The sequence below is a fragment of the Sphaerisporangium rhizosphaerae genome, assembly GCF_042665155.1.
GTDB lineage: Bacteria > Actinomycetota > Actinomycetes > Streptosporangiales > Streptosporangiaceae > Sphaerisporangium > Sphaerisporangium rhizosphaerae.
This window is the reverse complement of record NZ_JBHTCG010000012.1, coordinates 162,825-180,861: the sequence shown is the minus strand read 5'-3', so window position 1 is coordinate 180,861 and position 18,037 is coordinate 162,825. Positions and strand designations below refer to the sequence as shown.

The following is an 18,037-nucleotide window of genomic DNA, read 5'->3' as shown; positions in this document are numbered from 1 at the left end:
TGGGGGGTGCGGCAAACATAAAAGAAACTTTCTTAAGAGTAAAGGCCCAGGACGGTGAGGGTGAGGGCGGATGTCAAGGCCCGCACGCGTTGCGTTCCCCCTGAGCCCGTGTTACCACTGGCACACCACGCCGTGCGCCGCCGGGCAGGGCCGTACGGGCGAAACCCCCCTCGCTCCCCCGTCGAGAGAGACCGGCCCATGCCCCTGCCTCCATTCCGCAGAGCGCGTCTCGCGCTGCCCGCCGTGCTCCTGCTGGCCGGCACCGCGCTCAACGTCGCCGGCGCCGCTCCCGCCCAGGCCGCCGGCGAGACCGTCAACGTCTGGCTCACCACCACCTCCGACGCCGCCGGCCGCACGGTGACCCGGGGCCTGCAACAGCAGGCGCCCATCGGCTTCACCGCCACCAGCCCCGGCGCCGCCCAGACCATCACCGTCGACGAGAACACCACCTACCAGCAGTTCGAAGGCGGCGGCGCCTCGGTCACCGACTCGGCCGCCTGGCTGCTGAACAGCAGCGGTGTGCTCAGCGCCGGCGCCCGCGACACGGTGATGCGCAGGCTGTTCGACCCCGTCCAGGGCATCGGCCTGGGCTTCCTGCGCAACCCGATGGGCTCCTCCGACCTCGCCCGCTCCAGCTACTCCTACGACGACACCTGCTGCGACCTGTCGGGCTTCTCCATCGCCCACGACCTGACCGACATCGTGCCGCTGACCAAGCAGGCCAAGGCGCTCAACCCCGCACTGAAGGTCATGGCATCGCCGTGGAGCGCGCCCGCCTGGATGAAGGACAACGACGCCTGGAGCCAGGGCTGGCTGGAGGCGCAGTACTACGGCATGTACGGCGAGTACTTCGCCCGGTACATCCAGGCATACCAGGCCCAAGGCGTGCGCATCGACTACGTCACGCCGCAGAACGAGCCCACCTGCTGCGCCGGATACCCCTCGATGAACTGGAACACCTCCGGGCTGCAGTACTTCATCAAGAGCGCGCTGTGGCCGGCCTTCCGGACCGCGGGCATCACCACCAAGACCCTCGTGCACGACTGGAACTGGGACGGCTGGAACACCTGGGGCGCTCCTCTGCTGGCCGACACCGCGATCCGCGACGACCCGCTGTTCGGCGGCATCGCCTGGCACGGCTACGGCGGGGACGTCGGCACGCAGAGCACGGTGCACGACCAGTACCCGAACGTCAACGCGTACATGACCGAGCACTCGGGCGGCACCTGGATCGGCGACCAGCACCGCGAGGACATGAACAACCTGATCGACTACACCCGCAACTGGGACCGCAGCTGGATCAAGTGGGGGCTGGCCATGGACCAGGCCCACAACCCGCACAACGGCGGCTGCGACGTCTGCACCGGGCTGGTCACCGTGCACAACGGCGACGCGCGCCACGGCCAGGTCGACTACACCATCGAGTACTACACCATGGGTCACCTGACCAAGTTCGTCAGGCCCGGCGCCTACCGCATCGCCTCGACGGCCGGCGCGGCGGTGAAGAACGTCGCCTGGCGCAACCCCGACGGCTCCAAGGCGCTGATCGCCTACAACACCACCGGCAGCGCCCAGTCGGTGAAGGTCAACTGGGCCGGGCAGTCGTTCACCTACACCCTGCCCACCCGCACCTCGGCCACCTTCACCTGGCCGGGCACCGCCTTCGCCGGCGGCCGGCCCATCTCCGGCTACGGCGGCAAGTGCGTCGATGTCGCCGGGGCCTCCGGCGCCAACGGCACGCAGGTGCAGCTGTACACCTGCAACGGCAGCGCCGCCCAGCGGTGGGCCACCGGCGTCGAGGGCAGCCTGCAGGCGCTGGGCAAGTGCCTGGACGTGGCGGGGGCGAGCAGCGCCAACGGCACCAGGGTCCGGCTCTACGACTGCAACGGCACCGGCGCCCAGCAGTGGACGGCGGCCTCCGACGGCACACTGCGGGTGCTCGGCAAGTGCCTGGACGCCACCGGCCCGAGCTCGGCCGACGGCACGCCCCTGCAGATCTGGGACTGCACGGGCGCCGCCAACCAGAAGTGGTCTCCGTAGGAGTGAGGCCGGAATGCGAGCGAGACATGCCACGGCGATCCGCGCCGAAGTGAACCGGGACGTGTTCGCCACCCGTCGCCGGCCGGATCACTCCGGGGCGGCGCGGTCGGCGAGCAGCAGCCGCGGCGCACGAGCTCCGACCGCTTCCAGCCGACGGGTGGCGCCCTCGAAGAAGGAGATACCGGAGGCGTGGGCGAACGGGTTGGACGGGTCGTCGTGGCCATCGGGAAGCAGCCCGTCCCAGTAGTCCTCGTCGGCGTTCCAGACATAGACGATCGTGCTCGTGGCGTCGTCCAGCGTGACCCGGTAGACGCCCTTCTTGCTGCCGTTGAGCAACCGGTCGACGCCGGCGACGCGGCGGTCGGAACCGAAGACCTCCCGCATCACCGGGGTCAGGGATCCGGCGTCGGCGAATTTCCGTGCGGTGGTCATCTCTGGTCCTCCTCCGGAGCGCTCGTATTCCGGTCCTCCATAGTCCCTTACCTCGGCGGCAACGAGCCTCTTGACTCCAAGTGGCCGCAGGGCGTTGAATCCTCTCATTAAACAAGAAACCTTCCTAAGAGTTTCGGGGCTGCCCACCCGAAGCGCAAGGAAGGACCGGCCCCGGGCGAGGTCCCCCTCGCCTCCATCCCCGCACGATCACAGGAACAGCACAGAACACGGCACCTCCCCCCACGCACGAAGGAAGCGACACCCCCCATGAATCCGGAACACTCCGGCCGTTTCCGCTCCCGACTCCGTTCCCGGGTGCTCACGGTGGCCGCCGCCGCGGCGCTGCCCCTGCTCGCCACCGGCCTGATCCCCGCCTCGGCGGCCACCGGCCAGATCACCGGCTACGGCGGCAAGTGCGTCGACGTCGCCGCGGCCTCCAGCGCCAACGGCACGCAGGTGCAGCTGTACACCTGCAACGGCACCACCGCGCAGCAGTGGACCACCGGCTCCGACGGCACCATCCGCGCCCTCGGCAAGTGCCTGGACGTGGCCGCCGCCAGCAGCGCCAACGGCACCAAGGTCCAGCTCTACGACTGCAACGGCAGCGCCGCCCAGGTCTGGACCGCCCAGAGCGACGGCACACTGCGCGCCCTCGGCAAGTGCCTGGACGCCACCGGCCCGAGCTCGGCCGACGGCACGCCCCTGCAGATCTGGGACTGCTTCGCCGGCGCCAACCAGCAGTGGACCCTCCCCGGAGGCGGCACCACCCCGCCGCCCACCCCCGGCAAGATGGCCGGCGCGCCCTACCTCTACATGGGCTGGGGCAGCCCGCCGAGCGCCACCTCGGTCATGAGCGCGACCGGGGTGAAGTCCTTCACCATGGCCTTCATCCTCTCCGGCGGCGGCTGCACGCCGATGTGGGACGGCTCGCGCCCGCTCACCGGCGGCGCCGACGCGCAGACGATCTCGGCCGTCAAGGGCGCGGGCGGCAGCGTCCAGGTGTCCTTCGGCGGCTGGTCGGGCAACAAGCTCGGCCCCAACTGCTCCTCCTCCAGCGCCTTCGCCGGAGCCGTCCAGCAGGTCATCAACGCCGTCGGCCCGGCCGTGGTCGACTTTGACATCGAGAACACCGACGAGTTCTCCAACTACACCGTCCAGGACCGCATCCTCGGCGGACTCAAGATCGTCAAGCAGAACAACCCGAACGTCAAGGTGGTCCTCACCTTCGGCACCGGCACCAGCGGCCCCAGCGGCGACGGCATCCGCCTGATCAACCAGTCGCGGGCGCTGAACGTCCCCATCGACAACTACACGATCATGCCGTTCGACTTCGGCGGCGGCGCCAACATGTACCAGAGCACCGTCAACGCCTCCGAAGGGCTGAAGAACGCCCTCAAGAGCGCCTGGGGCTGGACCGATGCCCAGGCCTACGCGCACATGGGCATCTCCGGCATGAACGGCCTGAGCGACCAGCAGGAGGTGACCTCGACCGGGACCTGGACGCAGATCCGTGACTGGGCCAAGTCCAAGGGCCTCACCCGCCTGGCCTTCTGGTCGGTCAACCGCGACCGTCCCTGCCCGGGCGGCGGGGTGTCGGAGACCTGCAGCGGCGTCTCCCAGAACAACTGGGACTTCACTCGCATCACCGCCGGTTTCTGACCGGCCCGTCCGACCGCGGCCGCCGTCACGCACACCGATGACGGCGGCCGCCCGGCCCGGCGGCACGCCACAAAGCGTCCCCGCCGGGCCTTTCCCATCCCCGCGGGCCGTGGCGACGGGCTCATCGCGACCACGGCCCCGGCGCGGGGGCGGCGGGACGGAGCGTCCGCGCACCACGCCAGGTAGAGGACCATGGAGAGCATGAACTTCGTCCTGACCGCCTGGCACGAACCCGAGCCGATCACCAGGGAACGCGCGAGGGAGGTCCACGCGGCCCTCGGCCGCGGCGACACCACGGCCGTCCGGCCCCACCCGGGAGTCGCGGCCTTCGCCGGGGACCTGGCCGAGGCCGAGGCCGCCTCCCCCGCGCACGCCGTCGTCACCGTCGGCCTGGACAGGTCCGACGAGGTCGCGCGAACCGCGTTCGCCCTGGCCCGCGCGTGCGGGCTGGTCTGCTACGACCCCCAGCGCCACCTGGTGCACAACCTCGCGCCCACCGGCTCCTTCCGCGAGATGCAACTGCACACCGGCGACGGCCTGGTCATCACCGACCCCGATCTGGGGCTGGTGTCGGACGTCCTCGCCACCCTCTCGGCGCAGAACCCGTTCGCCGCCCTGGTCGTGTTCGGCCGGCACTTCCTCCAGGTCTCCCCTGAACCCGGCGGGTACGAGCTGGAGTTCAAGGACAGCCCTCGCGACCTGCTCCTGCGCACCCACGTCACCGGCCTGAAGGCCCTGCAGGAGTCCTTCACCGACTACGCCACCGGCGACCACACCTTCCTCGAACGCCACGACTGGCATCAGGCCTGATGATGGGTCCGCTCGTCGTTCTGGTTTTGATGGTGGTTTCTTTGTAGTGTGCCCGAGCGGCCTCCTTTACAAAGTAAGTCAACGGTGAGCGCGGCAGCGGAGGGAACGGCACGGTGAACGAGGGCGACGGCGACCACGGGAACGCCGGAGATCACGGGGACGCGGCGCGCACGGCCCCGCGCAAGCGGGCCGACGCCCGGCGCAACGAGGCGGCGCTGCTCGACGCCGCCGCGGCGGCCTTCGTGGCCTCGGGGGTCGAGGCGCCGGTGCGCGACATCGCGGCCAGGGCGGGGGTCGGCGTGGCCACGATCTACCGCCACTTCCCGACGCGGGCCGATCTGATCATCGCCGTCTACCGGCACCAGGTCGAGGTGTGCGCCGAGGCCGGTCCGGCCCTGCTGGCCGCCGGCCCGACCCCGCACGCCGCACTCGGGGCGTGGATCGACCGGTTCGTCGATTTCCTGGTCACCAAGCACGGGCTCGCAGCGGTGCTGCGCTCCGACGACGCCGGGTTCGACGCGCTGCACGCCTACTTCCTCGACCGGCTCGTGCCGGTGTGCGCCGGCCTGCTCCGCGCCGCGGCCGCCGCCGGCGAGATCCGCGCCGACGTGGACGCCTACGAGCTCATGCGCGGCGTCGGCAACCTGTGCATCGGCGCGGACACCGATCCTCGCTACGACGCGCGCCGGCTGGCCGGCCTCCTCATCGCCGGCCTGCGCCTGCCGTGACGGCCGCTCCACGGAGTGGAACCGCCCGTCAGGGATGAAGAGGGGACCTTAGCCCCTAACCGGATCCCCCCTCGCTCGGGCAGGCTGTGACGCGTGAAGATCGATGCTGCCGGCCTGCAGGTGCTCTCCCGGGAAGAGTGCTTGGAACTGCTCGCCTCGACCCCGATAGGACGGATCGTCTACACCGACCGCGCCCTCCCGGCCGTCCAGCCTGTGAACTTCCACCTCGACGGCACGAGCATCGTGATCCGCACCGGGACGGGCTCCAAGCTCGCCGCCGCCGCGGGCAACGCGATCGTGGCGTTCGAGGCCGACGAGATAGACCCGCGGGCCCGCACCGGCTGGTCGGTGACCGCTGTGGGGCACGCGCGCGCCGTGAGCGACCCCGAGGAGATCGCCCGGCTGTCGGAGCTGCCGCTGACCCCGTGGGCGCCGGGCGGCCGCGAGCACTTCATCGTCGTGTCCACCGAGCAGGTATCCGGGCGGCGCATCCGGCGCTAGCCGAGCGGCACGCTCCAGGTCAGGCGGGTGCCCCCGCCCGCGGGCGCGTCCAGCTCGAACGTGCCGCCGAGGCCGGCCGCCCGCTCCTCCAGGTTGCGCAGCCCGCTGCGCCGCCCTCCCCCGGACAGGCCGACGCCGTTGTCCTCCACGATCAGGGTGAGCCGGTCGTCCCGCGTCCGCGCCACGACCTCGGCGCGGGTGGCCTTGGCGTGGCGCACGACGTTGGACAGCGACTCGCTGAGCACCGCGAGCACCTGCTCGGCGAGCCGGGGCGGCACCTGGTTGTCGAGCTGGCCCTCCATGCTCAGCGCGGGCATGAACCCCAGGTGGCCGCGCGCGTTCTCCACCACCTCGACGATCTGCGCGCGCAGGCTCGGCCCCGCGGCCTCACGCGGCGTCTGCAGGGCGAAGATCGTGGAGCGGATCTGCCGGATGGTGTTGTCCAGCTCGTCGATGGCGCTCTGCAGCCGGGAGGACGCCTCCGGCCGCTCCACCAGGCGCACCGCGCTCATGAGCGTCATGGCGACAGCGAACAGGCGCTGGATGACGACGTCGTGCAGGTCCTTGGCGATGCGGTCGCGATCCTCCAGCAGGCCGAGCCGCTCGGCGTCCTTACGGGTCTCGGCCAGCTCCAGGGCGACGGCGGCCTGCCCGGCGAAGGCCGACAGGGTGCGCAGCTCCGAGTGGCTGAACGGGATGCGCCCATGCCGTTTGCCCAGCGAGAGCACCCCGCGCACCGCGCCGGCCGCGCCCAGCGGCACCGCGACCACCGGTCCGGGCATGGGGTGGTCCTCCAGGCCGTCGAGGATCTCGCTCTCCCCCGCGTTGTTCAGCATCAGCGGCTCGCCCCGCACGAACGCCCTGCCCTCCAGGGACACCCCGACCGGCACCTCGTCGCCCGGCCGGCGGGCGCCCGGCTCGCCGTCCCGGATGACCACGCGCAGCGTCTTGCCGCCCTCGTCGCCGTCGTCGGGCAGCAGGATCGCCGCGACGTCGGCGCCCGCCATCTCGCGGGCCCGGCGCGCCATGAGACTCAGCACCTCCCCCGGGTCGGCTCCCGACAGCAGGCGGGTGGTGATCTCCGAGGAGGCCTGGAGCCAGGTCTCGCGACGCCGGGTGTCCTCGTACAGGCGGGCGTTCTCGATGGCGACGCCGGCGGCGGTGGCCAGGGCGACCACGATGGCCTCGTCGTCCTCGTCGAACTCCCCTCCCCCGCGCTTCTCGGTGAGGTAGAGGTTGCCGAAGACCTCCTCGCGCACCCTGATCGGCACGCCGAGGAAGCTGCCCATGGGCGGGTGTCCGGGCGGGAAGCCGTAGGACTCCGGGTGCTGGGAGATGTGGGTGAGCCGCAGCGTCTGAGGCTCCTTGATCAGCAGGCCGAGCAGGCCCAGCCCGTGCGGCCAGTGCTCGATGCGGGTGATCTCCTCCTCGCTCAGCCCGACCGGGACGAACTGCACGAGGGTGTTCTCCTCGCCGATGACGCCCATGGCGCCGTAGGTGGCGTCCACCAGGGTGGTGGCGGTCTCGACGATGCGGTGCAGCACCGTCTCCAGGGCGAGGTCGCTGCCCACCGACACCACCGCGTCCAGCAGGGCGTGCACGCGGTCGCGGGTGGCCAGCACGGCCTCCAGCCGGACCCGCAGCTCCGACAGCAGGTCGTCCAGCCGCATGTTGGGGATGACTGAACGCGACTCGTTGTCCGTCATACGAGGAAGTGTCGCACCGACCGCGTCCGGTGTCGGACACAGGGCGAGCAGGGATCGCGGCGCGTCCTCCGGCCGCCGATGAGCTCCGGCTCAGGGCGCGGGTCCAGCGCCCCGCCGGCGGCCCGGCGCCCGGTCACCGGCGGCGGGTTCGCAGGGCGGTGCCGGCCCCGTGGGCGGGGGCAGGACGACGACGGGGCAGAGCGCCTGGTGCAGGAGGGCGTGGCTCACCGAGCCGAGCACCAGCCCGGTGAGGACGCCGCGCCCGCGCGAGCCGACGACCAGCAACTCGGCCCGCGCGGACGCCTCGGCCAGCACGTCCACCGCCTCCCCGCTCACGACGGGCTCGCTCACCTTCACCTCGGGGTGCAGCTCCCTCCACCGGTGGCAGGCGGCGGGCGGCGACCCCTGACCGCCTCCGCCGGGGCCGTTCCCGAGGTGCACGACGACGAGTTCGATCTGACGCAGGGCCGCCTCGGCGAACGCGAACCGCAGCGCCTCCTCGCCGGAGCCGGGGCCGTCGACGCCGGTGACGATCTGCGGCCGCGCGCCCTGCGGCACGGGCCGCACGACGGCCACCGGGCACGGCGCGCGCCCGGCGACGCCGAGCGCGACCGACCCGAGCAGCAGTCCGCGCAGGCCGCCGAGGCCGTGGTTGCCGACCACGAGCAGCTCGGCGGCGCCCGCGGCCTCGATGAGAGCCGCACGGGGGTCGCCGGGCAGACGCGCGTGGCTCATCTCCGCGCCGGGGGCGACCCGGCGTGCCTGATCCAGCGCCTCGCGCAAGATCGCGTCGGCGCCGTCGCGCATCCATCGCGCCACCTCGGCGTAGGGCCCGGTCCCGGCCTCGGCGGCCCACGCCGGCATCGCGTGCGCCACCAGCAGCCCGGCGCCGCGCAGCGCCGCCTCCCCGGCGGCCCAGCGCGCGGCTTCGAAACCGGCCGGGGACCCGTCGACTCCCACCACGATCATGACGCCCCCCGCCTTTTTGCACCGTTCCATTCCATCGGCCGGCGCGCCGGGGGGAACAGAGCCCAAGGTCCCTTCCGCACATACGCCCCAAGACGGTTCGGAGCGGGGCGAACCCCGCCGTTCACGGCATCAGGGGCAAAAAGTCCTTTCATCTAGGGCGAGGAGACCCGTGGCCACGTGTGCGCTCCGCCGCCCGCGGCGCGGGAACCGGCGGGGCGCCCTACCGCGGCGGTCGCGGAGGTGGACGCCGGTGCCGCGCGGGCGGACGGCGTCCGGGGGCTAGGACCTGGTGATGCGGCGGCCGGTGATCTGGACCGGGTTGACGCGGACGTACAGCCGCCGCTCACCACCCGCCCACGGCTCCACGCCGGAGGCCCGCACGGCGGCGAGCTCGTCCTCGGCGGACACCCGATGGGCCGCGCCCTGGATCAGCACACTCCAGCCCACGCGGTCGTCGGCGTCGAAGTCGTCGACCTCGAAGGCGACCTTCAGCTCGACGCCCGCCACCCCGGTGTTCAGGTCCTCGTCGAGCGGGCCGCCGAAGGCCGTGCGGAACAGCACCGACTTCTCGTACATGGTGTAGGTCACCGGCAGGATCACCGGACCGGTGGCGGCCGTGAAACCCACCCGGCCGATGCCTCCGGGCGCGATGAGCCGCAGGCATTCCGCGAGATCGAGCTCTTCCAGCGACGGAGGGGCGACGCGGTCGTTCATCTGAGTCTCCAACTTCGGGGCCGGTGTCATTGCTCCATGGTCGCGCCGCCGCGGCGGGTGGCCACAGGGACGAAGTACCCTTCCACGCGGGACCCACGTCCCTTCGGTCCCGCCTTCCTCACGGACCGGCCCTCCCGGGACGGCCGGTTCCCCGGTTCCCCTGCCACCGCCTCGGACGCCAGGAGTAGCGTCGGAGATGGCAGGCGCGCTCGCGCGCACAAGGGGGTGCCGATGTCCTACGGAACGGCCTCACCCGGCGACCTTGGACGCCGCCTCGCCTACCACCGGCGCAGGCTCGGCCTGACGCGCCGCCAGGTCGCCGAACGCGCCGGGGTGGTGCCCGGCTACGTGCAGTATCTGGAGACCTATCCCTCCCCCCTCGACGAGGGCGTGCTGCTTCGGCTGGCCGCGGCTCTGGAGACCACGGCCCTGGAACTGCTGGGCGGGAACGCCGACCGGCCGCCCGGTCAGGGCGGGCCCGCCGGGCGGCCCGTCCTTCGCCCGCTCGGCCGCGACGAGTGCCTGCGCCTGATCGCGCCGGGCGGCGTCGGGCGCGTCGCGTACGCGGGGTCCACCGGCCCGGCCGTCTTCCCGGTCAACTACGTCTTCCACGGCGGGGCGATCGTCTTCCGCACGCGGGCGGGCGGGCCGATGGACCGGGACCTGCGCGGCGGCGTCGCGGGCGTCGCCGTCAGGGCCGGCTTCGAGGTGGACCGCATCGACGAGGCCGAGCGCCGCGGCTGGAGCGTGCTGGTGCAGGGCCCGGCGCAGCACCTGGCCCCCGATGAGACGCCACCGCAGGCCGCCGTCCTCGACGTGCGGCCATGGGCGGGCGGTGAGCGCGACCAGTGCATCCGCATCATCGCGCAGGAGGTCTCCGGCCGCCGCATCGAGGGCATCTGACCGCCGCCGCGCTCATCCGCCGGGAGGACGCCTGGGCGGCAGCACCGGCTCCAGGCGGAACAGGCCCGTGACCACCTCGGTCGGCCCGGCCGCGCGCGCCGGCCGCCCGGCGACCGCCTGCAGCACGTCGGTGGAGGTGACCAGCCCCTCCAGGGTGCCGTCGGCGCCCACGACGGGCACGACGTCGACGCAGGAGTCCACCATCGTCGCGGCGACGCTCGCGAGCCCCGTCCCGGGGGCCACGTGGGGGCAGCGCCTGCCGCCCAGAAGCTGCCGCACCTGCTCGCTGGACTGCTCGGCCGGACCGCCCGACCAGTGGGAGGCGATGTCCTCGCGCCTGAGGACGCCGAGCACGTGGGAGCGGGCGTCCACCACGGGCAGGTGGTGGACGCCTCCGCGCCTCATCAGCTCCCAGGCCATCAGGGGCGACTCATCGGGCCTCACCGTGACGACGACCCGGCTCATCACGTCCGCCGCGGTCATGCTCGCGATGTCCATGGCGCCTCCTTGGGCGAGTGCGGCGGGGCCGTGACGGCTCGCCCGTCACCTCATCGAACAACGCGGCGCCGGGCGGGCGCAGGGGCCGAACGTCCCGCCCTGCCGGGACCTCCGGCTCCCGGCCGTCCTCACCCCCGCACGACGGCTCGCGCGCCGCCGGGCTGAGCGGCACGCGGGGTCCGCGGAGCGGGGATCGGCGCGGCGGAACTCGCGGCCGAGGGCGGGCGCAGGTGGTCCAGGGCCGAGCGGAGCCGGGCGCGGACGGCCGCGTCGGTGACGCGGCCTTCGGCGTCGAAGTGCCCGAAGGCGGGAGAGATGGCGAGGTCGGCGCCCTGGACGTGCGCGCCCGCGGCGGCGAGGGCCCGCTGCAACCGGGTCTGGGTCCACATCGCCTCGTGGTGGCGCAGGCAGGAGGTCACCACCAGGGCCGGCTTGCCCAACAGGACCGTGCCGCCGTGCTGGGAGGCGATCCAGTCGAGCGCGTGCGTCAGCTGTGGGGGCAGGACGCTGTGCGCGGGGGCGGTGATCAGTAAGCCGTCCGCCCGGGCGAGCCGGTCGCACAGGCGCGAGAGCGGGGACGGCAGCGGGCCTTCCTCGACCGGCGGCACCCGCTCCAGGCCGTCCCACACCGCGAGCTCCGCCCGAGCGGGGAGCTCCCGGCCCGCCGCCTCCAGCAACCTGCTGACGTAGGCGTTGGACAGGACGCTTCCCGCGATGCCGACGATTCTCATGCTCTCCCATCTCTGCCGCGTCCCCGCGACGCTCCGAGGGAGGGCGGGCCGCAGGCATGGCCACCGGCCCTGGACCGCCCCCCGCTGTCCACCGGATGCCGCTGCCCCAGGAATCGCGGGACGAACATCGGCGGGGGTCTTCGAGTCCTTTTCCGATCTCCGGCGGGCCCGGAAAGGCGGCGGCCGCACCACGACCCCCGCGACAAGATTCCCTACGGCATGTGGTCGACTGCCTATAGGGGGATTTGGCATGGGTCCGGGGCACCGATGGCCGGTGAAACGCCGTCTGACGCTGTACGCCGGCGTGGTGGCGGCGGTGCTGTGCGCCCTGCTGGCCGCCGTGATCCTGGTCGCCGTGCACATGACCACCACGGCCTACCTGACCAAGGAGATCATGGGCACGGCGGGGCGGGTGGGCGCCGAGGTGGACCGCGGCAACATCCTGGACCCGATCCCGCACGGCCTCATCTACGACATCCAGGTGATCGACCCGATGGGCAAGGTGGTGGCGGCGTCCAAGGAGATGGAGGGCAAGCCGCCGATGGCGGACCTGCACCTGCGGGACGGCCGGAGCGGGATCACCTCGACCGTGTGCGACGGCCCGGCCTTCGCCCGCGATGAGTGCTCAATCGTGGTCGGGGAGCAGGTGTTCCTCGCGGGGCGCGTCTGGACGATCTACACCGCCGCCCCGGTGGTCCCTCCGCTGACCCATCCGCTGGTGGCCGCCTCCGTGATCGGGGGCGCGCTGCTGCTGACCGCGGGGATCGCCTACGGCACCCACCGCGCGGTGTCGGCGTCGCTGTCCTCGGTGGAGGCCATCCGGACGGAGCTGGACGAGATCAACGCCGACTGCCCGGGACGGCGGGTGCCGACCCCGGACAGTGAGGACGAGCTGCGCGACCTGGCCGAGAGCGTCAACCTCACGCTGGGGCGGCTGCAGTCGGCGATGGAGCAGCAGCGCCGCCTGGCCTCCGACGCCTCCCACGACCTGCGCACGCCGATCGCCGCCATACGCGCCGAGGTCGAGGACGCCCTGATGGACACCGATGACCACGACTGGCAGGCGACCAGCCGGGCCGTCCTCAGCGGGCTCGACCGGCTCCAGGCGATCGTGAGCGACCTGCTGACGCTGGCCCGCCTGGACGCCGGCACCCCCGGCGCCAGCGACCGGGTCGACCTGGCGGAGCTGGTGATGAGCGAGATGGGGAGCCGGCACATGCCCAAGCGGCTGGAGCTGGTGCTGGGCGAGGGAGCGGAGGTGGTGGCCGACCGGGTGCGGCTCGCCCGGCTGGTGACCAACCTGGTGGACAACGCCGTGCGGCACGCCGAGACCACGGTCACGGTGAAGGTGCACCGGGGCCCCAGGCCCGGCGGCCCCGGCCACGCCTTCGGCGCCGCGGTGCTGGAGGTGCTGGACGACGGGGGCGGCATCGCGCCCGACAAGCGCGAAGTGGTCTTCCAGCGCTTCACCCGCCTGGACGCCGCGCGCAGCAGGGACACCGGCGGCACCGGTCTCGGGCTTCCCATCGCCCGGCAGATCGCCGAGATGGCCGGGGGCACGCTGACCATCGAGGACAGCGCGCGCGGCGCGCGGTTCGTCCTGTGCCTGCCCCGGGCGCCCTCGCCGGGCGAGGAGCGCCCGCCGCCGACGCCCGCCCCGGTGACCGGCACGCAGGATCAGGCCGGCCCGCTCGCGGAGGGGTCGCCGCCGGCCGGGTAGGGGGTCACGCCGCCGAGCTCGCCGGGCAGGCGGGCGAGCGAGGCGCGGACGGAGCGCTCGGCCGCCGCCAGGTCGTCGCCGGCGCCGACCATCAGGCCGGTGAGCTGGGCCTCGAACACCACGTCCGCGTTGCAGGGATCGATGAGGTACTCGCCCAGCTCCAGCGTGACCAGCCCATGGACGGCGGTCCACAGCAGATGGGCCGCCAGCTCGGCGTCGCCGGCGCGGAAGCGGCCGGCCTCGATGCACCGGGTGGCGCAGCCGACCACCGTGCCCAGGGTGTAGCGGCCGTGCTGGCGGTCCTCGTCGGTGAGCGAGAACCCGGCCGGACGCGCGCCGCCGAACATGACGGCGTACAGGTGGGGGTTGGTCACGGCGTTGCGCCGGTAGGCGCGGCCGAGCAGCGCCATGTCCGCCACGGGGTCGTCGGTGGCCTTGACGTGCGAGAAATAGGCCTCCAGCCGGGCGAACCCCTCGAGCACCATCTCGCGGACCAGGCCGCTCATGCCGCCGAAGTTGGTGTAGACGGTCATCGTCGAGCTGCCCGCCTCCGCGGCGACGCGGCGGGCCGACAGCGCTTGGGGGCCCTCGCCGGCGAGCAGGCCGGCGGCGATGTCGACAAGGGCGGTGCGCGTCTGGGGGTCGGTTCGGCGTGGACTCATCTTGACAGTATGGCATAACAGCGTTATTTTTTTCATAACGCTGTTATGCCAGCCGTCTTCCCGGAGGTTCCGATATGACCGTCGCCGAGCACAGCGCCGCCGTCGCGGCGTCCGGTCGCGGGCCGCACGACGCGTCGCTGACCGTCGACGGGGCCCTTCCCTCCGGCCTGGAGGGCGCCCTGGTGTGCACCTCCGCCCACCCGGCGGGCGGCGCCGTCCCCGCCTCCCGGTCGCCGCTGGTGTACGGCGTGCGACTGTCCGGCGGCGCCGCCCACCGGCTGACCCTCCCCTCCCCCGCCCCTGGGGCCGGTACCGCCGTCCCCGGCGCGGGGGCCGCCGCCCCGGGGACGCAGGTCGCCGCCCCGGTCCGCGACCACACCGGCATCGCGTGGCACACCGTGGCCGTGCGCCCCGGGTCCGACATCGCCGAGCATCTGGTCCTCGGGCCGGAGGGCGGCGTGCGCGACGTGCGGCCGTTCGCGCTCCCCGGCGCGCCGCTCGTGCACGCCGTGGCGGTCACCGAGCGGTTCGTCGTGGTGTTCGACCTTCCGGTCACCCACCACCGCGCCGCCGCGATGATGGGCTCCGGCTCGCCCTACCGCTGGCGGCCGGGCCGCCCCGCCCGCATCGGCCTGCTGCGGCGGGACGCCTGGGACCCCTCCGGGCCGATCTGGTTCCCGATCGACCCCTGCTACGTGTTCGAGGCCGTGAACGCCTACGACGACCGAGGGCGGGGAGTGGTGGTGGACGTCGTCCGTCACGAGCGCGCCTTCGACACCCCCTGGTGGGACCGCGACCGCGACGCCGGGCCCGCGTCGGTGCACCGCTGGACGCTGGACCTCGCCACCGGCACGGCCTCGGGGCGCACGTTGATCGCCTCGGCGGCGGAGGCGTCGGCCGACCCCCGGCGCGCCGGGCTGCGGCACCAGTTGGTGTTCGCCCGCGCGGCGGGCGGGCAGGCGGTCATCGGGCTGGACCTGGCGGCCGGCGTCACCCAGGTGCGCGAGCTCGGCCCGGGCCGGCGCGCCGGGCGTCCGGTCTTCGTGCCGCGGCCCGGCGCTTTGGAAGGGGACGGCTGGGTCATGGTGCTCGCCCGCGACCTGGCCCGCCGGCGCGGCGAGCTGCTGGTGCTCGACGCCCACAACCTGACCGGCCCTCCTCAGGCGGTGGTCCACCTGCCGGACGCCCCGCCCGACGCCGGCCACATCGCCTGGGCCGGCGAAGGGCGCTGACCGGCCACGGCGGACGGCGCGCGCGGCACCAGGCCGTGGGTTCACCCACTCGGCAAGGCCCTCCGCGGCGTTCCAGCGGCCACGCGGCGAGCGGCCGTCACCGACAACTGAAGTCGTATTGACAAATTAATCTTTCGGTGGCATCGTGATGCTCCGAGCGGCCGCCATCGCCTGACGACCCGCTCGCTCACCGACATACCAGACGGCGCGCCCGTGGGCGCCGAGGACGAGGAGCTCCCGATGCCGCACGAGTTCGAGCTGCGCAAGCAGGTGACGCTGCAGGCGACCCCCGAGCAGGTGTGGGAGGCGATCGCCACCGGCCCCGGCGCCGACTCCTGGTTCATGGGACGCAACGAGATCGAGCCGCGTGTCGGCGGGTCCGCCCGGCAGTACTTCGGCGACTTCCCGCCCTCCGAGGCCACCGTCACCGCGTGGGAGCCGGCCCGGCGCTTCGCCTTCCGCAGCCCCGAGAGCCCCGAAGGGCTCTTCATGGCCTTCGAGTACCTCATCGAGGGGCGCGGGCAGGGCACCACCGTCCTGCGCCTGGTGCAGAGCGGCGTCCTCGGCGACGACTGGGAGGGCGAGTACGACGCCCTCCGGCGCGGCTGGGACCTGTACCTGCACAGCCTCGGCCAGTACCTCGCCCACTTCCCCGGCCGCACGGCCACGGTCGTCTTCGGGGCGCGCCCGTCCGCGGGCGGCGCCGAGCCCGCGTGGGAGGTCCTCGAGCGCGGCCTCGGGCTGGCCGGCCCGGTCTCCGCGGGCGACCGCGTGCGGCTGACCCCCGAGGGGCTGCCGCCGGTCGAAGGGGTCGCCGACTACGTCGCCCCGGGCTTCCTCGGCGTGCGCACCGGCGACGCGCTCTACCGCTTCATCCTCGGCATGCACGACACGCTCGTCATCGGCCACCACCTGTTCGCGCCGGCGGACGCCGAAGAGAGCGAGCACGCCTGGCAGGCCTGGCTCGGCAAGCTGGCCTGAACGCCGGCCCGAACGCCTGGGCTCCGCCGGCAGGCGAGGGCCGCCCGGCGCGCGACGCGGCCGGGCGGGGCGGAGCCCGGCCGCCGGGCGGGACGTGACCGCCACGTCCCGTCCGGCGGACTCCACGCCCCGGCGCCGGCCGTCCCCCAGACGGGGTGCGAGGCCGGCCGACGGCGGGCGCTCAGGCGAACGCCTGGGCCAGCCAGGACTTCCACGCCTGCTCGGTCGCCTCGACGTCGGCGCCCTCGGTGAAGCCGTGCTGCTCCACCACGACCGTGTCGCGGTAGCCGTGCATGAACGTGTACAGCGCGTCGCCGGTGCAGACGCTGGGGATGCTCGGGTACTCGGTGCTCTCGACCACGCCGTCCGCGGGCGGCAGCCCCGGCACCGTCAGGCGCACCGGCGTGCCGGGGGTGATCTCGCCCGCCACGCCCAGCGCGCTCTTGAACGCCGTCCACACCTGCTCGTGCCCGGGCACCTGGGGGCCGGGGACCAGCAGGGCGAAGGTCGAGGTGCGCCCGGGGAAGTGCTTGAGGTAGGCGGCGAGCTTGCGCATGTACATGCCGTCGCCCTTCTTCAGCGCGTCGTACTGGGCCTCCCAGTCGTCGCCGAGGAAGCCGCTGTGCACCAGCCGCAGCACGGTGCTGCCCCGCTCGCGGCCCTCGATGAGGTAGTCGAAGGCCATGAACGTGCCGTCGGGGTTCTGCTCGCTCTGGTAGGTGAACCGCTTGCCGGGCTCCCACGCGGTGACCGTGGCGTTCGTGGTGTGCCCCATCAGGCTGTGGCGCACGGTGTTGCCCACGCCCGGCTCGACCTCGTTGCGCCCCATGAACCAGGAGTCGATGCCCGGCCCGGTGGCGATGGCCTCCCAGACCTCCTCGGGCGTCGCGTCGAGCGCGATCTCCTCGCGCACCTCGAATTCGTGCCGCATGCCGCTCACTGCTCCTTGGTCGCGTCCTTGGTCGCGGTCGGGGTGGCGCCGGTCTCGCCGGGGTCGCCTGTCTCGCCGGGGTCACGGGTGATGCTCGGGTGGACGGCCACGATGACCCGGTGGTCGCGCCCGCCCGCGGCCCCCTCGTCGTGGTACTTGCCCACCAGCGTGGTGACCGCCTCGGCCAGCTCGCGGGCGAACGCGGCGCGGTCGGCGGCCGAGGCGAAGCGGATCTCGCCGTCGATGGCGAAGGTGGCGACCTTCTGGCGCGCCTTGGCCGCCCCGGTGATCAGCTGCCCGACGTCGCGCACCAGCCGGGAGGCCACCGCCAGCAGCCACCGCGCCGACAACTGATCGGGCGCGCGGGAGGGATCGGGCTGCACCGGGGCGAGCGCGACCGGCGAGATGACGTAGGAGGCGGCGGTGGCGCGCATCACGCGCTCGGTCACGTTGCCCTTGCGCCGCTCCTCCACCAGCTCGACCAGCCCGTACCGCTCAAGGGTCTTGAGGTGGTAGTTCACCTTCTGCCGCGGCAGGCCGACCTTGGCCGCCAGCATGGTGGCCGACCCGGGGACGGCCAGCTCGGCCAGCAGACGGGCCCGCACCGGATCGAGCGAGACCTCGGCCGCCGCCGGATCCTCGATGACCGCCACATCCAACATGCCGCAACACTCCCAGCGACCAGATTCGCCCGTCAAGGCGGCCCCGCCCCGTCCCGGAGCGGCGTGCCGTCCCCATGGGACCGTCCCCAGAAGCGTAGTCCCGCCCCCGCCGCGAAGGCCCGCCGGGACGAGCCCGCGACGCCATGATCACCTCGCGC

Annotated in this window: 18 protein-coding genes; 9 read left to right on the top strand and 9 right to left on the bottom strand. The window is 73.3% G+C overall.

The window, feature by feature from the left end; all coding sequences use genetic code 11:
* The first annotated feature begins 198 nt into the window (after positions 1 to 198).
* Complete coding sequence (locus ACFQSB_RS20030; RefSeq protein ID WP_380828283.1) at positions 199 to 2,040, top strand: ricin-type beta-trefoil lectin domain protein; 1,842 nt, start codon at positions 199 to 201, stop codon at positions 2,038 to 2,040.
* Between the two features lie 87 nt (positions 2,041 to 2,127).
* On the opposite strand, the gene ACFQSB_RS20025 is transcribed toward ACFQSB_RS20030, so the two are convergent.
* The gene (locus tag ACFQSB_RS20025; protein WP_380828282.1) at positions 2,128 to 2,472 is read right to left on the bottom strand and encodes a hypothetical protein; all 345 of its coding nucleotides are present in this window, start codon (positions 2,470 to 2,472) and stop codon (positions 2,128 to 2,130) included.
* A gap of 267 nt (positions 2,473 to 2,739) precedes the next feature.
* On the opposite strand from ACFQSB_RS20025, the gene ACFQSB_RS20020 reads away from it, so the two are divergent.
* The 4 genes from ACFQSB_RS20020 (at position 2,740) to ACFQSB_RS20005 (ending at position 6,170) form a co-directional block, all read left to right on the top strand.
* Positions 2,740 to 4,131 carry a ricin-type beta-trefoil lectin domain protein gene (locus tag ACFQSB_RS20020; RefSeq protein ID WP_380828281.1) on the top strand — a complete coding sequence of 464 codons (1,392 nt, stop codon included), beginning with the start codon at positions 2,740 to 2,742 and terminating at the stop codon, positions 4,129 to 4,131.
* Between the two features lie 201 nt (positions 4,132 to 4,332).
* Positions 4,333 to 4,941, top strand: a complete 609-nt coding sequence (locus ACFQSB_RS20015; RefSeq protein ID WP_380828279.1) for a hypothetical protein — start codon at positions 4,333 to 4,335, stop codon at positions 4,939 to 4,941.
* 215 nt (positions 4,942 to 5,156) lie between these two features.
* Entirely contained in the window at positions 5,157 to 5,669 is a 513-nt protein-coding gene (locus ACFQSB_RS20010; protein ID WP_354852714.1) for a TetR/AcrR family transcriptional regulator, read from the top strand.
* A gap of 93 nt (positions 5,670 to 5,762) precedes the next feature.
* Positions 5,763 to 6,170 carry a pyridoxamine 5'-phosphate oxidase family protein gene (locus ACFQSB_RS20005; protein ID WP_354852650.1) on the top strand — a complete coding sequence of 136 codons (408 nt, stop codon included), beginning with the start codon at positions 5,763 to 5,765 and terminating at the stop codon, positions 6,168 to 6,170.
* Here ACFQSB_RS20005 and ACFQSB_RS20000 read toward each other — a convergent pair.
* From ACFQSB_RS20000 to ACFQSB_RS19990, 3 genes are all read right to left on the bottom strand, one after another.
* On the bottom strand, positions 6,167 to 7,876 hold the full coding sequence (locus ACFQSB_RS20000; protein WP_380828277.1) for a sensor histidine kinase: 1,710 nt from the start codon (positions 7,874 to 7,876) through the stop codon (positions 6,167 to 6,169). The two genes, ACFQSB_RS20005 and ACFQSB_RS20000, sit on opposite strands and share 4 nt — an antisense overlap.
* Before the next feature lie 90 nt (positions 7,877 to 7,966).
* A complete protein-coding gene (locus ACFQSB_RS19995; protein WP_380828275.1) occupies positions 7,967 to 8,845 on the bottom strand; it encodes a universal stress protein in 879 nt (292 codons plus the stop codon).
* 279 nt (positions 8,846 to 9,124) lie between these two features.
* Positions 9,125 to 9,559, bottom strand: a complete 435-nt coding sequence (locus tag ACFQSB_RS19990) for a pyridoxamine 5'-phosphate oxidase family protein (protein ID WP_380828273.1) — start codon at positions 9,557 to 9,559, stop codon at positions 9,125 to 9,127.
* Between the two features lie 231 nt (positions 9,560 to 9,790).
* Here ACFQSB_RS19990 and ACFQSB_RS19985 point away from each other — a divergent pair, with 231 nt between their 5' ends.
* A complete protein-coding gene (locus tag ACFQSB_RS19985) occupies positions 9,791 to 10,462 on the top strand; it encodes a helix-turn-helix domain-containing protein (RefSeq protein WP_380828272.1) in 672 nt (223 codons plus the stop codon).
* A gap of 12 nt (positions 10,463 to 10,474) precedes the next feature.
* Here ACFQSB_RS19985 and ACFQSB_RS19980 read toward each other — a convergent pair whose 3' ends face one another.
* Both ACFQSB_RS19980 and ACFQSB_RS19975 read right to left on the bottom strand, forming a co-directional pair.
* Positions 10,475 to 10,960, bottom strand: a complete 486-nt coding sequence (locus ACFQSB_RS19980) for a CBS domain-containing protein (protein WP_380828271.1) — start codon at positions 10,958 to 10,960, stop codon at positions 10,475 to 10,477.
* Between the two features lie 128 nt (positions 10,961 to 11,088).
* Positions 11,089 to 11,691 (bottom strand): NADPH-dependent FMN reductase, encoded by a 603-nt coding sequence (locus ACFQSB_RS19975; protein ID WP_380828270.1) that lies wholly within the window; start codon positions 11,689 to 11,691, stop codon positions 11,089 to 11,091.
* 274 nt (positions 11,692 to 11,965) lie between these two features.
* Here ACFQSB_RS19975 and ACFQSB_RS19970 point away from each other — a divergent pair, with 274 nt between their 5' ends.
* Positions 11,966 to 13,411: a sensor histidine kinase gene (locus ACFQSB_RS19970; protein ID WP_380828269.1), complete on the top strand. Its 1,446-nt coding sequence runs from the start codon at positions 11,966 to 11,968 to the stop codon at positions 13,409 to 13,411.
* On the opposite strand, the gene ACFQSB_RS19965 is transcribed toward ACFQSB_RS19970, so the two are convergent.
* Complete coding sequence (locus ACFQSB_RS19965; RefSeq protein ID WP_354852664.1) at positions 13,369 to 14,073, bottom strand: TetR/AcrR family transcriptional regulator; 705 nt, start codon at positions 14,071 to 14,073, stop codon at positions 13,369 to 13,371. The genes ACFQSB_RS19970 and ACFQSB_RS19965 overlap by 43 nt on opposite strands.
* 74 nt (positions 14,074 to 14,147) lie before the next feature.
* Between ACFQSB_RS19965 and ACFQSB_RS19960 the strand changes: the two genes are divergently transcribed.
* Together ACFQSB_RS19960 and ACFQSB_RS19955 are read left to right on the top strand one after the other, a co-directional pair.
* Positions 14,148 to 15,305, top strand: a complete 1,158-nt coding sequence (locus ACFQSB_RS19960; RefSeq protein WP_380828268.1) for a carotenoid oxygenase family protein — start codon at positions 14,148 to 14,150, stop codon at positions 15,303 to 15,305.
* 240 nt (positions 15,306 to 15,545) lie between these two features.
* Entirely contained in the window at positions 15,546 to 16,286 is a 741-nt protein-coding gene (locus tag ACFQSB_RS19955; protein WP_380828267.1) for an SRPBCC family protein, read from the top strand.
* A 181-nt stretch (positions 16,287 to 16,467) separates the two neighbouring features.
* Here the strand turns inward: ACFQSB_RS19955 and ACFQSB_RS19950 are convergent, their stop codons facing one another.
* Both ACFQSB_RS19950 and ACFQSB_RS19945 read right to left on the bottom strand, forming a co-directional pair.
* Entirely contained in the window at positions 16,468 to 17,217 is a 750-nt protein-coding gene (locus ACFQSB_RS19950) for an SRPBCC family protein (protein ID WP_380828265.1), read from the bottom strand.
* 5 nt (positions 17,218 to 17,222) lie between these two features.
* On the bottom strand, positions 17,223 to 17,879 hold the full coding sequence (locus tag ACFQSB_RS19945) for an ArsR/SmtB family transcription factor (protein ID WP_380828262.1): 657 nt from the start codon (positions 17,877 to 17,879) through the stop codon (positions 17,223 to 17,225).
* Between the last annotated feature and the right edge of the window lie 158 nt (positions 17,880 to 18,037).